This window comes from Streptomyces sp. 17_S59 (assembly GCF_056930295.1).
The window spans coordinates 4,624,563-4,638,121 of the sequence record NZ_JBXOWD010000001.1 but is presented as its reverse complement, the minus strand read 5'-3'; the positions used below and the strand labels follow the sequence as shown (position 1 = coordinate 4,638,121).

General features: G+C 73.3%; 16 protein-coding genes. 7 read left to right on the top strand and 9 right to left on the bottom strand.

What is annotated here, in order from left to right; translation table 11 throughout:
- Window positions 1–76 precede the first annotated feature (76 nt).
- Window positions 77–808 carry an anti-sigma factor family protein gene (locus AC1Z4A_RS21120; protein ID WP_483681062.1) on the bottom strand — a complete coding sequence of 244 codons (732 nt, stop codon included), beginning with the start codon at window positions 806–808 and terminating at the stop codon, window positions 77–79.
- Complete coding sequence (gene sigE / locus AC1Z4A_RS21115) at window positions 805–1,614, bottom strand: RNA polymerase sigma factor SigE (protein WP_483681061.1); 810 nt, start codon at window positions 1,612–1,614, stop codon at window positions 805–807. The genes AC1Z4A_RS21120 and sigE overlap by 4 nt, the downstream gene beginning before the upstream one ends.
- A gap of 177 nt (window positions 1,615–1,791) precedes the next feature.
- Here sigE and AC1Z4A_RS21110 point away from each other — a divergent pair, with 177 nt between their 5' ends.
- Window positions 1,792–2,460: an O-methyltransferase gene (locus AC1Z4A_RS21110; protein WP_483681060.1), complete on the top strand. Its 669-nt coding sequence runs from the start codon at window positions 1,792–1,794 to the stop codon at window positions 2,458–2,460.
- A gap of 242 nt (window positions 2,461–2,702) precedes the next feature.
- Here the strand turns inward: AC1Z4A_RS21110 and AC1Z4A_RS21105 are convergent, their stop codons facing one another.
- Window positions 2,703–2,870, bottom strand: a complete 168-nt coding sequence (locus AC1Z4A_RS21105) for a DUF3117 domain-containing protein (protein ID WP_179198936.1) — start codon at window positions 2,868–2,870, stop codon at window positions 2,703–2,705.
- A gap of 323 nt (window positions 2,871–3,193) precedes the next feature.
- Here AC1Z4A_RS21105 and chcB point away from each other — a divergent pair, with 323 nt between their 5' ends.
- Complete coding sequence (gene chcB, locus AC1Z4A_RS21100) at window positions 3,194–3,994, top strand: 2-cyclohexenylcarbonyl CoA isomerase (protein WP_483681059.1); 801 nt, start codon at window positions 3,194–3,196, stop codon at window positions 3,992–3,994.
- Between the two features lie 152 nt (window positions 3,995–4,146).
- Here the strand turns inward: chcB and AC1Z4A_RS21095 are convergent, their stop codons facing one another.
- Together AC1Z4A_RS21095 and AC1Z4A_RS21090 are read right to left on the bottom strand one after the other, a co-directional pair.
- Entirely contained in the window at window positions 4,147–4,743 is a 597-nt protein-coding gene (locus AC1Z4A_RS21095; protein WP_483681057.1) for a DNA-3-methyladenine glycosylase I, read from the bottom strand.
- Window positions 4,740–5,195 (bottom strand): DivIVA domain-containing protein, encoded by a 456-nt coding sequence (locus tag AC1Z4A_RS21090; protein ID WP_483681055.1) that lies wholly within the window; start codon window positions 5,193–5,195, stop codon window positions 4,740–4,742. Before AC1Z4A_RS21090 ends, AC1Z4A_RS21095 begins: the two co-directional genes overlap by 4 nt.
- 54 nt (window positions 5,196–5,249) lie before the next feature.
- Here AC1Z4A_RS21090 and folP point away from each other — a divergent pair, with 54 nt between their 5' ends.
- Window positions 5,250–6,110 (top strand): dihydropteroate synthase, encoded by an 861-nt coding sequence (gene folP, locus AC1Z4A_RS21085; RefSeq protein ID WP_483681053.1) that lies wholly within the window; start codon window positions 5,250–5,252, stop codon window positions 6,108–6,110.
- 66 nt (window positions 6,111–6,176) lie between these two features.
- On the opposite strand, the gene AC1Z4A_RS21080 is transcribed toward folP, so the two are convergent.
- Window positions 6,177–6,929, bottom strand: coding sequence for an LOG family protein (locus AC1Z4A_RS21080; protein ID WP_483681051.1), 753 nt, complete (start codon window positions 6,927–6,929; stop codon window positions 6,177–6,179).
- A 57-nt stretch (window positions 6,930–6,986) separates the two neighbouring features.
- On the bottom strand, window positions 6,987–8,072 hold the full coding sequence (gene dapE / locus AC1Z4A_RS21075; protein WP_483681049.1) for a succinyl-diaminopimelate desuccinylase: 1,086 nt from the start codon (window positions 8,070–8,072) through the stop codon (window positions 6,987–6,989).
- 129 nt (window positions 8,073–8,201) lie between these two features.
- Between dapE and AC1Z4A_RS21070 the strand changes: the two genes are divergently transcribed.
- Both AC1Z4A_RS21070 and AC1Z4A_RS21065 read left to right on the top strand, forming a co-directional pair.
- A complete protein-coding gene (locus AC1Z4A_RS21070) occupies window positions 8,202–9,143 on the top strand; it encodes a VldE C-terminal domain-containing protein (protein WP_483681047.1) in 942 nt (313 codons plus the stop codon).
- 293 nt (window positions 9,144–9,436) lie between these two features.
- Complete coding sequence (locus tag AC1Z4A_RS21065; protein WP_483681046.1) at window positions 9,437–9,820, top strand: ATP-binding protein; 384 nt, start codon at window positions 9,437–9,439, stop codon at window positions 9,818–9,820.
- Window positions 9,821–9,918: 98 nt separating this feature from the next.
- On the opposite strand, the gene dapC is transcribed toward AC1Z4A_RS21065, so the two are convergent.
- Window positions 9,919–11,016, bottom strand: a complete 1,098-nt coding sequence (gene dapC / locus AC1Z4A_RS21060) for a succinyldiaminopimelate transaminase (RefSeq protein WP_483681045.1) — start codon at window positions 11,014–11,016, stop codon at window positions 9,919–9,921.
- Between the two features lie 131 nt (window positions 11,017–11,147).
- Window positions 11,148–11,477 (bottom strand): ferredoxin, encoded by a 330-nt coding sequence (fdxA, locus tag AC1Z4A_RS21055; RefSeq protein ID WP_030366150.1) that lies wholly within the window; start codon window positions 11,475–11,477, stop codon window positions 11,148–11,150.
- A gap of 114 nt (window positions 11,478–11,591) precedes the next feature.
- On the opposite strand from fdxA, the gene AC1Z4A_RS21050 reads away from it, so the two are divergent.
- Window positions 11,592–12,608, top strand: a complete 1,017-nt coding sequence (locus AC1Z4A_RS21050; protein WP_483681043.1) for a GNAT family N-acetyltransferase — start codon at window positions 11,592–11,594, stop codon at window positions 12,606–12,608.
- Window positions 12,609–12,675: 67 nt separating this feature from the next.
- Window positions 12,676–13,515: a transglutaminase-like and tetratricopeptide repeat-containing protein gene (locus tag AC1Z4A_RS21045; RefSeq protein ID WP_483683668.1), complete on the top strand. Its 840-nt coding sequence runs from the start codon at window positions 12,676–12,678 to the stop codon at window positions 13,513–13,515.
- The last annotated feature ends 44 nt before the right edge of the window (window positions 13,516–13,559 follow it).

The following is a 13,559-nucleotide window of genomic DNA, read 5'->3' as shown; positions in this document are numbered from 1 at the left end:
TGCCGGTAACAGGCGCGCCTCACCGACGATTACACCAGGTCCCGGGATGTCTGCGGAGAGGGGAGTCGGCCGGAGGTCAGCGGGCGGACGGGGCCGAGGAGCGGGCCAGGGACGTACGCACCAGCGGCGGGAGCACCGGGGCGTCGGACGGGCGCAGCAGCGCCAGCGCGGAGAAGGCCGGGGCCGTGCCCGCCGTACGCGCCTGCTCACCCTCCCGGGCGGAGCCCGGCGTCGCGGAGCCCGGCGCCATCGCCAGCGAGGTCGTGGCCACGCTCGACCCGGCACCGCGGGCCCGGGGCGACTCCACGGCCGTCTCCAGGGGCTGCGCCCCCACCAGCGCCAGCGCGGCCAGCGAGACCGTGCCCGCCGCGGCGAAGGCGAACCGCCGGCTGCGCGAGCCGCCGCGCGCCGCCGGGCCGCGTTCGAAGTCGTGGATCCGGAAGCCTCCGTCACCGGGCCGGGCCGCCACGGCCGGCAGGAACGCGAACGCCTCCGTCCCGGCGCCGAAGCCGCCTCTTCCCCGGCCGTCACCCGGGCCCCGCCCGGACTGCGGGCCGTCGCCGGTCACGGCGCCCGGAAGGCCGTGCAGCCGGGCCAGCAGCGCATCGGAGACCGGCGGAGCGGCCGCCTCGGCGAACATGCTCTTGAGCCGACGCTGAGCATCGGCTTCCGCTTTGCACTTGCAGCACGTGGCGAGGTGCGCCAGCACCCGCTCACGGGCGTCGTGCCCCAACTCCCCGTCGACCAGCGCCGCAAGACGGTCGCCGAGGTGCTGCTCGGCGGGGGACTGACCGCCTGAACCGCTCACGCGAGACCGACCTCCCCACCGATCGGGACGCGCGTGGCCACCCCGGCCACCGCGCGCTGCTCGGCCCGGGCGGCGGGCGAGCGGTGCTGAAGGGCCTTGCGCAGGTGCGAACGGCCGCGGTGGATCCGGCTGCGGACGGTGCCGAGCTTCACGTCGAGCGTCGCGGCGATCTCCTCGTACGACAGGCCCTCGATGTCGCACAGCACGACTGCCGCGCGGAACTCCGGGGCCAGCGTGTCCAGCGCCTGCTGCACGTCGGCATCGAAGTGGGTGTCGTTGAAGTGCTGCTGCGGGGAGGGCTCGCGGCTGGGGAGCCGCTCCGCGGCGTCCTCGCCCAGCGCGTCGAAGCGGATGCGCTGGCGGCGGCGGACCATGTCGAGGAAGAGGTTGGTGGTGATGCGGTGCAGCCAGCCCTCGAACGTCCCCGGGGTGTACGTGGACAGCGAGCGGAAGACGCGGACGAACACTTCCTGCGTCAGGTCCTCGGCGTCGTGCTGGTTGCCCGTGAGGCGGTAGGCGAGACGGTAGACCCGAGCACTGTGGGTGCTGACGATCTCCTCCCAGGTGGGAGGCGTCCAGGCCGGTGCATCCGCATCGGTGGCGAAGGTCGCGGTGGTCGCGGAGTCGGTGGCGCGGATGGGGGTACCTCCCACGCCCTTAAGGCGGTGGGGGCGGTCAGCGGTGTCGGTCACGGATTTCGGCTCGGGAGCGGACCTGCGGAGGCGCCTGAGCACGCCCCGGCGGTCGCCACCCGCAGCCGCACCTCCCCTGTCGGCTCTGGTGGTGTCCAGTGGAGCCCCTACCATATCCACCTCGCCCGTTAGCTCCGGATAAGTATTTTTGACCCGCTTTTTGGTCTTGCTCTGTCCCGATCCGTCCCGACGGGCCCGCGCCGCCGGTCCACCGGCTTCCCCGGCCCCCTCCGATCTCCTCAACGCACGGTCCCATCTGCGGGTTCCCGGGCGCAGCGGATACAGTCACCGTTGCGTCGACTACGGGGACAGGAGAGGGCCATTACCGGCAACCAGCAGACGAGCTGGGCGTTCGCCGATGTGTTCGTCGCCGAGGACGAGGCGCTGCGCTGGGCCCGGGACCGGGCCTACGAGGCAGGGCTCCGCTCGGTGTCGAACGGCACCGGCGCGGCGCTGCGCCTGCTCGCCGCCGCTGTGGACGCCAAGGCCGTCGCCGAGATCGGCACCGGCACCGGGGTCTCGGGCATCCACCTCCTGCACGGCATGCGCCCGGACGGCGTGCTGACGACGGTGGACAGCGACCCGGAGTGCCAGCAGTTCGCCCGCCAGGCGTTCCGCGCCGCGGGCTTCGCGGGCAACCGGGCGCGCTTCATCCCGGGCCGTGCGCTGGAGGTGCTGCCGCGGCTCGCCGACGGCGGATACGACCTGGTCTTCTGCGACGGGGACCGGACGGAGTGCCTGGAGTACCTAGCCGAATCGTTGCGCCTGCTGCGTCCGGGCGGGCTGGTCTGCTTCGAAGGGGTCTTCGCGGACGGCCGCACGGTCGACTCCGCGCTGCCGCCGGCCGAGGTGCAGCGGCTGCGCGAACTGCTGCGGGCCGTGCGCGAGTCCACGGCGCTGGTGCCGTCGCTGCTGCCGGTGGGCGACGGGCTGCTGTGCGCGGTGCGGCGCGGCGGCTGACGGCGGGGCGCGGCGCGGCGCGACTGACGGTGGGGGCGGAGGCGGCCGGGCCGCGCGCGTGGGGCCGCCCGCGCCGGAGGGTGACGCACCGTGGGTGCCGTACCTGGGGCGCCGCCCCCAAGGGCTGTACCGGGAAGCCGTTGCCCGGACCGCCGGGGAGAACCGTGCCCGGACACGGCGCCGCCCCGGGGCCGGAGTGGACCGGCAGCCGGGGCGGTGCGGAAAATCGTCGGCCTGATGTGTCAGGCGGTGACCTTCTCCAGGGCCTCGCCGAGAGCCTTGGCCTCGTCAGGGGTCAGCTCGACGACGAGACGACCGCCGCCTTCGAGCGGAACCCGCATGACGATGCCCCGCCCCTCCTTGGTCACCTCGAGCGGGCCATCGCCCGTCCGCGGCTTCATGGCCGCCATGCTCGTTCCCCTTCCTGAAACCAGCTCATCGTCAGCCGACGGCCCTCTGGAAGGGCACGCGTCACCGGCATCGAACACATTGCTTCCAGGCCATTATCCCGCATCGCGCGACCCAATGACCAACATCAGTCCGCATCCCTTCGGCAACGCGCTGCCGCAAAACCACTCAATTCGGGGATCGTCCCGTGCTCCTGTGTCGCCTCCGTACCCCTTCCGAGACCCGATTGTTTGACGCAGGTCACATATCCGCTCTCGTATCCGCCCCTGATGATCTCCGGCATGCTGACCCTGACCGCTGGCCGACCCAGGGAGGGGCCCACACCATGGCCGATGCCGTGCTCTACGAAGTGACCGACGGACTCGCGACGATCACGCTCAACCGTCCCGACGCCATGAACGCGCTGAACACGGAGACGAAGGCCGCCCTCCGCGACACCCTCCAGCATGCGGCCGCGGACCCGGCCGTACGGGCGGTGCTGCTCACCGCCACCGGGCGGGCGTTCTGCGTCGGGCAGGACCTCAAGGAGCACGTCGCCCACCTGACCGCGGACCGCGAGAACGGCACGCGCGTCACCATGGACACCGTCAAGGACCACTACAACCCCATCGTCACCGCGATCACCCGGATGCCGAAGCCGGTGGTGGCCGGTGTCAACGGCGTTGCGGCCGGGGCCGGGGCGGGCTTCGCCTTCGCGGCGGACTACCGGGTGGTGGCGGACTCGGCGTCCTTCAACACCTCCTTCGCCGGTGTCGCGCTCACCGCCGACTCGGGCGTCTCCTGGACCCTCCCCCGCCTCATCGGCCACGGCCGGGCGGCCGACCTGCTGCTCTTCCCGCGCAATGTGGACGCGGCGGAGGCGTACGAGCTGGGCATCGCGAACAAGGTCGTGCCGGGCGCGGAACTGGCGGCGGAGGCGGAGGCCGTGGCCCGTCGACTGGCGGCGGGCCCGACCGCGGCGTACGCGGCGATCAAGGAGTCGCTGGCGTTCGGGGCGGGGCACTCGCTGGCGGAGACGCTGGGCAAGGAGGAGGAGCTGCAGGCTCGCGCCGGGGCGTCGGAGGACCATGCGATTGCGGTGGACGCGTTCCTGAAGAAGGAACGCCCGCGGTTCGTAGGCCGGTAGGGAGTTCTGGGGGCTCCGCCCCAGACCCCCGGTCCTCAAACGCCGGACGGGCTGGAAAATCCAGCCCGTCCGGCGTTTGAGGACACCGCGCGCAGCGCGGTCAGGGGGGCTGGGGCGCAGCCCCAGTTTCGGGAAGGGGCGGGGTGGGGAAATCAAACCGCCCCCCGCACATGGCACCCCGCCAAGTGATCGTTCACCACCCCGCACGCCTGCATCAGCGCATACGCCGTCGTCGGCCCCACAAAGCGGAAGCCCCGCTTCTTGAGGGCCTTGGCCAGTGCCGTCGACTCCGCCGTGACCGCCGGGACATCCGCCGTCGACCGGGGCGCGGGCCGGGAGACGGCATCCGGCGCGTGCGACCACACCAGCTCGTCCAGCTCCCCGCGTGCCAGCCCCGCCGCCGCCCGCGCGTTCCCGATCGTGGCCGCGATCTTCGCGCGGTTGCGGATGATCCCGGGATCGGCCAGCAGCCGCTCCGCGTCCTCGTCCGTGAAGGCCGCCACCTTCTCGATCGAGAAGCCCGCGAACGCCGCCCGGAAGCCCTCGCGGCGGCGCAGGATCGTCAGCCACGACAGCCCGGACTGGAACGCCTCCAGGCATATCCGCTCGTACAGCGCGTCGTCGCCGTGGACCGGCCGGCCCCACTCCGCGTCGTGGTACGCGCGGTAGTCCGCCATGGACTCCGCCTCCAGGCCCCACGGGCAGCGCGCCAGCCCGTCCGCGCCCAGGACGACCCCCGCGCCGCTCACTGCTGCTCCCCCTCGTGTCCGTCGGCCGGTGCCTCGTCCGCGGGAGCCTCCTCCGCCCGGCCGGAGCCCCGGCCGGCCCCCCGGCCGCCGCTCACGGCCGCCGCCTGCGCCCCGGCCAGCGCCGCCTCCAGCTCCGCGATGCGGGCGTCCCGCTCGGCCAGCTCCGCACCGAGCCGGTCCAGGGCCTCGTCGGTCTCGGCCATCCGGTAGCCCCGGACGGCCATCGGCAGGCGCAGCTCCTCCACGTCGGCCCGGCGCAGCGGCCGGGCGCCGGGCAGGGGCCAGGCCATGCGGTCCTGCCCGGCCTCGGGCAGGACTCCGTCTCCGCCGCCTCCGGCGACGGCGAGCGTGACCGCGGCGACCACCACGACCAGCGCGATGAGCAGGAACCAGAACACGGCCTTCTCCCCGAAGTCCTCCGTCAGCCAAATCGTCCACCCCGATCGTGCCATGCCCCACTGACAGTTAAGGTCGCTGGCGGACCACGGAGAGGGAGTACGGAGAAGATGCTGCGGCTGGGACGACGCGAGTTCGGCACTCACGAGCCGGTGATCATGGCGATCGTGAACCGGACGCCCGACTCCTTCTACGACCAGGGCGCGACGTTCCGCGACGAGCCCGCGCTCGCCCGGGTCGACCAGGCGGTGGCCGAGGGCGCCGCCATCATCGACATCGGCGGGGTCAAGGCCGGGCCGGGCGAGGAGGTCACCGCCGAGGAGGAGGCCCGCCGCACCGTCGGCTTCGTGGCCGAGGTCCGGCGCCGCCACCCGGACGTCGTGATCAGCGTCGACACCTGGCGGCACGAGGTGGGCGAGGCCGTCTGCGAGGCGGGCGCGGACCTGCTGAACGACGCGTGGGGCGGAGTCGACCCCAAGCTGGCCGAGGTGGCCGCCCGTTACGGGGCGGGCCTGGTGTGCACGCACGCGGGCGGCGTCCAGCCGCGCACCCGGCCGCACCGGATCGCCTACGACGACGTGATGGCCGACATCCTGCGGGTGACAACCGGCCTCGCCGAGCGGGCCCTGGAGCTGGGCGTCCGGCGCGACGGCATCATGATCGACCCCGGGCACGACTTCGGGAAGAACACCCGGCACTCGCTGGAGGCGACCCGGCGGCTGGGCGAGATGACGGCCACGGGCTGGCCCGTGCTCGTCTCGCTGTCCAACAAGGACTTCGTCGGCGAGACGCTCGACAAGCCGGTGAAGGAGCGGGTGCTCGGGACGCTGGCGACGACCGCGGTGTCGGCCTGGCTGGGCGCGCAGGTGTACCGGGTGCACGAGGTGACCGAGACGAAGCAAGTGCTGGACATGGTGGCGTCCATCGCGGGCCACCGGCCCCCCGCGGTGGCCAGGCGGGGCCTGGCATAGGCGCGGAGTGCGGGGTTCCGGTAGCCGGGGGTGCCCACCCGTCGGGCACCCGGGGTCAGCTCGCCCTCACGACGTCCCCGCTTCCTTCGTCACCACCCCGATCGCCTCGTCCACGTCGTCCGTCACGTGGAACAACTGGAGATCCGCCATCCCCACCTTCCCCTCCGCCACCAGCGTGTCGCGCAGCCAGGCGACCAGCCCGTTCCAGTAGTCCGCGCCGAAGAGCACGATCGGGAAGCGGGTCACCTTCTTCGTCTGGACGAGCGTCAGGGCCTCGAACAGCTCGTCCAGCGTGCCCATTCCGCCCGGCAGCACCACGAAGCCGCTCGCGTACTTCACGAACATCGTCTTCCGCACGAAGAAGTACCGGAAGTCGACCCCGAGGTTCACATACGGGTTGAGCCCCTGCTCGAAGGGCAGCTCGATGCCGAGCCCCACGGAGATGCCGCCCGCCTCCATCGCACCCCTGTTGGCGGCCTCCATCGCGCCGGGGCCGCCGCCCGTGATGACCGCGAAGCCCGCCTCGACCAGGCCGCGGCCGATGGCCACCCCGGCCTTGTACTCGTTCGTGCCCGGCAGCGTGCGGGCCGAGCCGAAGACGCTGATGGCCGGTGGCAGTTCGGCGAGGGCGCCGAAGCCCTCGACGAACTCGGACTGGATGCGCAGCACCCGGAAGGGATCCTCGTGGACCCAGTCCGCCGTCCCCCGGGTGTCCAGCAGGTGCTGGTCCGTGGTGCCCGCCTGCATCTGGCCGTGCCGGCGCACGACCGGCCCCCGGCGCTGCTCCCGTCGCCCCCGCGACGCCTCGGGACTGCCCATACCGTGCTCCCTCCGCCGTGTATCGTCCGACCCGCAGATCGTCGGATTCGCTGCGCCTCAGCGTAGGCCCGTGAGCCAGTGCCGCAGCCGCTCCTCACAGTGGACGATCTTGTCGGTGGCCACGTGCTCGTCCCGCTTGTGCGCGTAGAGGGCGTCGCCCGGGCCGTAGTTGACGGCGGGTACGCCCAGCGCGCTGAAGCGGGCCACGTCCGTCCAGCCGAACTTGGGCTGTGCCGTCCCGCCCACGGCCTCCATGAAGGCCACGGCCACGGGGTGGGTGAGGCCGGGGCGGGCGCCGCCGGAGTGGTCGTCGACCGTGAACTCGGCGACGCCGCAGTCGGCGAAGACCTCGCGGACGTGCGCCAGGGCCTCCTCCTCGGTGCGGTCGGGGGCGTAGCGGAAGTTCACCGTCACGGTGCACTCGTCCGGGATGACGTTGTTGGCGACGCCGCCCTCGATCCGCACCGCGTTGAGCCCCTCGTGGTACTCGAGGCCGTCGACGACCGGGCGCCGCGGCTCGTACCCGGCGAGGCGGGCGAGGATCGGGGAGGCGGCGTGGACGGCGTTCGAGCCCATCCAGCTGCGGGCCGAGTGGGCGCGCTCCCCGGTCGTGCGCAGCAGCACCCGCAGGGTGCCCTGGCAGCCGCCCTCGACCTGGGTGTCGGAGGGCTCCAGCAGGACGGCGAAGTCGGCGGCCAGCCACTCGGGGTGGGCCTCGGCGACGTGCCCGAGGCCGTTGAGGTGGGCGGCGACCTCCTCGTTGTCATAGAAGACGAAGGTGAGGTCGCGGTTGGGCTCGGGGACGGTCGCGGCTATGCGCAGCTGCACGGCGACGCCGGACTTCATGTCACTGGTGCCACAGCCCCACAGCACGCCGTCTTCGTCGAGGCGGGAGGGCACGTTGTCCGCGATGGGAACGGTGTCGATGTGACCGGCCAGCAGGACGCGCTCGGCGCGGCCGAGGTTCGTGCGGGCCACGACGTTGTTGCCGTAGCGGTCGACGGTGAGGTGCGGAAGGGCGCGCAGGGCGGTCTCGATGGCGTCGGCGAGGCCCTTCTCGTCACCGCTCTCGGAGGGGAAGTCGACGAGCCGCGCGGTGAGGGCGGCGGCGTCGAGGGACAGGTCGAGTGCGGCATGCTCCATGCCGCGAGCCTAACGCGACCGGCCTCGACGGTGTCCGACGGACCATACCGGGCGGGCCGTACCGGGCCGATCGGACACCCCCTTGGGTCCGGCGCGGCGCCGGACGGTCTCTGAAGTAACGTGGCCCGCATGTCCGGGATCATCGTCACCCGCCGTGGCCGCCTGCTGCGTACCGTGGCCGCCTGCGCCGTGCTGCTGGCGCTGATCGGCTATCTGGTGGCGCAGCTGCTGACGGGCGGGCCCGGCGCGCCGCGCTGCACGGTGCGGGCGGACGGGCAGTCGTACTCCCTCTCCCCCGAGCAGGCGGTGAACGCCGCGACCATCTCGGCCGTGGGCTCGGCCCGCGGGCTGCCCGAGCGGGCGGTGACGATCGCGCTGGCCACGGCGATGCAGGAGTCGGGGCTGCGCAACATCCACCACGGCGACCGCGATTCGCTGGGCCTGTTCCAGCAGCGGCCGACCCAGGGCTGGGGCACGGCGCGGCAGATCACCGACCCGGTCTACGCGGCCGGGAAGTTCTACGACCACCTGGTCGAGGTGCCGGGCTACTCGCGGCTGCCGCTGACGGTGGCGGCGCAGAAGGTGCAGCGCAGCGGGTTCCCGCAGGCCTACGCCAAGCACGAGCCGGACGCCTCGCTGCTGTCGTCGGCGCTCACGGGCCGCGCGGCGGGGACGTTCAGCTGCACCCGGAGCCCGGGCGACGGGAAGCCGGGCGACCCGGCGGCGGTACGGACGAAGCTGACGCGCGAGTTCGGCGCGGGCGTGCTGCCCGCGGTGTCCGCGGGCGGTCCGGCCGGCGACGGCCGGAACGGGGCCGCGCGGGCGGGGCACACGGTGACGGTGCCGGTGTCCGTGCAGCCCGACCGTCCGGCCGCGGCGGACGGGAGCCCGCCGCGCGGCTGGGAGGTGGCCTCCTGGGCGGTGGCGCACGCGGCGGAGCTGCGCATCGAGCGGGTCTCCTTCGCGGGCCGGGTGTGGACGGCGAAGAATTCCGCGGACGGCTGGCAGAAATCCGGGGCGGGAGCGGGTTCTGATACCCCGTCGGCGGTGCGCATCATCACCGCTCAGTAGTACGAGCGTCCCCTCCCCGGAGTTACCCGACGCATACGCGAGTTGTCACGCCCGGTACCGCCCGCACGGATTCTCGACGCACCCTCACATCCCTTGTGACTAAAGGCTTTTAAGCCTTCCGCATTGATTGACAACCTGCCCGGTTTGCCGGGGTTTTGCCGGAGCAGATAATGCGATGCATTACCCACTCTTTACCTGGGCCCACCGCAACCTTCGCCGGACTCACGCGGTAGTCACTGCGTCCGCACGCCGGACAGCAACCGACCTCTCTCACTCCCCGTCGAAGGAGCAACATGTCCCTCCCCCTCACGCGCCGGATCGCCCGGGTGGCCCTGCTCGTCGCCGCGGGTGCCGCTCCCGTCGTCGGCGCTGCCGGCTCGGCGAGCGCCGCCGACCTCGCCAAGGCGGCGGACCTGGCGCCGGTGAGCGCGCTGGACACCACCACCGCCAGCCACACCGTCGGTGCGGCCTCCGAGCAGGCCGGCTCCGTGGCGTCGGGCGTCGGGAACAAGGCCGTCCACACCACCACCGAAGCGGTGGGCAAGGCCGGCCACGAGACCGTACCGGCCGCCAACCACCAGGCCGGCAAGCTCGTGGGCGGTGCCGCCCAGGCCCTCGGCGGCACCACGCAGGGCCTGACCAAGGGCGGCCTGCCCAACACCGGGCTCGGCGGCTGATCCGACGAGCGCAAGCAGCACCCCAAGCAGCAACAGGGGCCCGGGAGTTCACCTCCCGGGCCCCTGTGCTGTGCCTGCGTAGCCGTTGTGCGTAGCCGCTACTCGGCCAGACGGCGGACCGCCGCCTCCACCCGCTCGTCGGTGGCGGTGAACGCGATCCGTACGAAGCTCCCGCCCGCCGGACCGTAGAAGTCACCCGGCGCCACGAGGATGCCGCGCTTGGACAGCTCCCCGACCGTGTCCCAGCACGGCTCGTCGCGGGTCGCCCACAGGTACAGCGACGCCTCGCTGTGTTCGATCCGGAAGCCCGCGCCCTCGAAGGCGGCGCGCAGCGCGGCCCGGCGGTGGGCGTAGCGGGCACGCTGCTCGGCGACGTGCGCGGAGTCGCCCAGCGCCACGACGGTGGCCGCCTGGACGGGCGCGGCGACCATCATCCCGCCGTGCTTGCGGATCTGGAGCAGCTCGCCGAGGACGGCGGCATCGCCCGCGATGAACGCGGCGCGGTAGCCGGCCAGGTTGGAACGCTTGGACAGCGAGTGGACGGCGACGATCCCCTCGTACGAGCCGCCGCAGACGTCCGGGTGCAGCACCGAGACCGGGTCGGCCTCCCAGCCCAGCTCCAGGTAGCACTCGTCGCTGAAGACCAGCACGCCGTGCTCGCGGGCCCAGGCCACGGCGCGGCGCAGCTCCTCCTTGGACAGCACCCGGCCGGTGGGGTTGGACGGCGAGTTCAGCCAGAGCAGCTTCAGGCCGGCCGGGTCCAGCTCCCACGGGTCGTCGTAGACGACGGGCTCCGCGCCCGCGAGCCGGGCGCCCACCTCGTACGTCGGGTAGGCGAGCCGCGGGTAGGCGACCTTGTCGCCGGGGCCGAGGCCGAGCTGGGTGGGCAGCCAGGCCACCAGCTCCTTGGAACCGACGACCGGCAGCACATTGGCGTGCGTCATGCCGCGGGCGCCCAGGCGGCGCTCGGTCCAGCCGGTGAGCGCGTCGCGCAGCTCGGCCGTGCCCCAGACCGTGGGATAGCCCGGGCTGTCGGCGGCGTCGGCGAGCGCCCGGCGGATCACGGCCGGCACCGGGTCGACGGGGGTGCCGACCGACAGGTCGACGATGCCGTCGGGGTGGGCGGCCGCGGTGGCCTTGTAGGGCTCGAGCCGGTCCCAGGGGAAGACGGGGAGGCGGGAAGAGACTGCGCTCATGGTGCTGGCTGCTCGCTCTCTTGCGCTGAGGGGGCTGACCTCCGGGCCGCGCCGTACGGCCTGGAGGCGGTCGGCGAACGCCGCGGCCCCGTACGGCGGTGGGCCGTACGGGGCCGCGGCGGCTGCCGTGGTCAGTGCTCGGGGTTGATGTCCGCCGGCAGCGCGGCGATGAAGGGGTGGTCGCGCTCGATCAGGCCGAGCTTGGAGGCGCCACCGGGCGAACCGAGCTCGTCGAAGAACTCGACGTTCGCCTTGTAGTAGTCCTTCCACTCCTCCGGCGTGTCGTCCTCGTAGAAGATCGCCTCGACCGGGCAGACCGGCTCACAGGCGCCACAGTCGACGCATTCGTCCGGGTGGATGTACAAGGACCGGGAGCCCTCGTAGATGCAGTCGACGGGGCACTCCTCGATGCACGCCTTGTCCTTCACGTCGACACAAGGCTGCGCGATGACGTAGGTCACGCTGTCGTTCCTCCTCGGTAGGGCTCATTTCGCGCGGGAGCGCGGCGTCGTCGATGCCCACACCTAGTATCTCCCTCCCCGGGCACATGACGAACAAGAGGGGCGGGCGCAGCTGTGGAATTCACCACGGGCGGAAGGCCGGCAGTGCGGATCAGCGTGGCAGATGTGGGAAAAAGGGTCTCCGTGCGGCGGCTGAACGACTCCGGCGACTCCCCGGAACGCTTCACCGACACCGTCGGCGTGCTCGATTCCTGGGACCGCGGTGTGCTGCGGATCACAACGAGATCAGGTCAAACAGTTGAAATCCGGGAACAGACCCTCGTCGCCGGAAAGGTGATCCCGGCGACTCCCCCGCGCCGTCGCGGCCCCGCGGCCTCCCTCCGCGAACTCCAGGAGATCGCGGCCCGCGGCTGGCCCGCGCGGGAGACCGCCCGGCTCGGGGACTGGACCCTGCGCGCCGCGGGCGGCTTCACCGCCCGGGCCAACTCGGTCCTGCCGCTCGGCGCCCCCGGCCTGCCGCTGCCCGCCGCGCTGGACCGGGTCACCGCCTGGTACGCCGAGCGCGGGCTGCCCGCGTGCGTGCAGGTCACCACGGGGGACCCGGCCGAGGACGAGCGCCTGGACGCGGAACTGGCCGGGCGCGGCTGGACCGCCGAGCGGCACGCCCTGATGCGCACCGCCGCCCTGGCGCCGATCGCCGACACCGAGGCCGACACGAGCAGCGTGCGGCTGACCCGCGAGCCGGACGAGGCGTGGCTGGCCGCGTACGGGCGCACGGGCGGGGACCCCGGGGCGGCGCTGGCGGTGCTGACCGGCGGGCCCTCGGTGTGGTTCGCGACGGTGCCGGGCGAGGGTCCCGGGGAGGGCCCGGCGGCCATAGCGCGCTGTGTGGTCGACGGCCGGTGGGCGGGGTTCGCGGCCCTGCACGTGAGCCCGGACCGGCGGCGGCAGGGCCTGGGCACCCTGGTCATGGCCCGCCTGGCCGAGCAGGCCCTGGGCGAGGGCGCCTCGGCCGCTTATCTCCAGGTGGAGCAGGAGAACGCCGGGGCCGGCGCGCTCTACGGCGAACTGGGCTTCAGCACGCACCACGCCTATCACTACCGGCGCGAGCCGCGCGAGCAGCTGGGCTAGCCGGCGCGGTCGCACCATGGACAGTGGCGGTGGCTGCACCACCGCCCCGAGGGGGTACGAGGCACCCATGTACGAGGACACCACCGCCCGCCGCCGGAGCTTCGCCGAGGCGGCCCGCGACGACCGCCCGGATCTGGCACTGCTGTGCCTGCTCGTCGCCGCGGAGGCGCGGGCCGGGCTGTGCGAGGAGGCCGTGGACGCGGCGCAGATCGAACTGGACCGGCTGGCCGGGCTGCTGCCCGCGCTGGGGCGGGGGGCCGAGCCCCGGCGCTGGGCGCGGGCGCTCGAGGACCTGCTCGGCGAGCGCTGCGGCTTCCACGGCGCCCCCGCCGACTACCGGCGGCTGGGGTCCTCGCTGCTCGACGAGGTGCTGCGGCGGCGGCGCGGCCTGCCGATCCTGCTGTCGGTGGTCTGGATGGAGGTCGCCCGGCGGGCGGGGGCCCGGGTGTACGGAGTGGCGCTGCCCGGCCACTTCGTCGTCGGCTTCGGCGACCCGTACGGGCACCACGTGCTGGTCGACCCCTTCGACGGCGGGCGGCTGCTGTCCGAGGACGACGCGCGGCTGCTGGTCGCGGGCGCGACGGGGGCGCCGCTGGCGCCCGAGATGTTCTCGCCCGCGGATCCGCTGGAGATCGTGCTGCGGGTGCTCAACAACATCCGCGCCTGGGCGGCGGCCCGCCCCGAGCGCAGCGACGTCCAGCTCTGGGCCGTCGACCTCTCCCTCCTCCTGCCCAGCCATCCGGCGCGGCTCCGCTACGAGCGGGCGGAGCTGCTCGTGGAGCGCGGGGAGTTCGCACGGGGGGCGCGGGAGCTGGAGGAGTACGCGGAAGTGATCGCTCCGGTGGAGCCGGACACGGCGGAATCAGTCCGCCACCAGGCGCTCGCCGCGCGGGCCATGCTGAACTGACGCCCCAGCCCCTCCGGCGCTTGAGGAGCGGGGGTCCGGGGGCG

Bases quoted from the DNA above. Each gene is read 5' to 3' on its own strand.
- sigE (WP_483681061.1), bottom strand. From the start codon at position 1,614: ATGGTAGGGGCTCCACTGGACACCACCAGAGCCGACAGGGGAGGTGCG.
- AC1Z4A_RS21105 (WP_179198936.1), bottom strand. From the start codon at position 2,870: ATGGCGGCCATGAAGCCGCGGACGGGCGATGGCCCGCTCGAGGTGACC.
- chcB (WP_483681059.1), top strand. From the start codon at position 3,194: ATGGCCGATGCCGTGCTCTACGAAGTGACCGACGGACTCGCGACGATC.
- AC1Z4A_RS21090 (WP_483681055.1), bottom strand. From the start codon at position 5,195: ATGGCACGATCGGGGTGGACGATTTGGCTGACGGAGGACTTCGGGGAG.
- folP (WP_483681053.1), top strand. From the start codon at position 5,250: ATGCTGCGGCTGGGACGACGCGAGTTCGGCACTCACGAGCCGGTGATC.
- AC1Z4A_RS21080 (WP_483681051.1), bottom strand. From the start codon at position 6,929: ATGGGCAGTCCCGAGGCGTCGCGGGGGCGACGGGAGCAGCGCCGGGGG.
- dapE (WP_483681049.1), bottom strand. From the start codon at position 8,072: ATGGAGCATGCCGCACTCGACCTGTCCCTCGACGCCGCCGCCCTCACC.
- AC1Z4A_RS21070 (WP_483681047.1), top strand. From the start codon at position 8,202: ATGTCCGGGATCATCGTCACCCGCCGTGGCCGCCTGCTGCGTACCGTG.
- AC1Z4A_RS21065 (WP_483681046.1), top strand. From the start codon at position 9,437: ATGTCCCTCCCCCTCACGCGCCGGATCGCCCGGGTGGCCCTGCTCGTC.
- dapC (WP_483681045.1), bottom strand. From the start codon at position 11,016: ATGAGCGCAGTCTCTTCCCGCCTCCCCGTCTTCCCCTGGGACCGGCTC.
- AC1Z4A_RS21045 (WP_483683668.1), top strand. From the start codon at position 12,676: ATGTACGAGGACACCACCGCCCGCCGCCGGAGCTTCGCCGAGGCGGCC.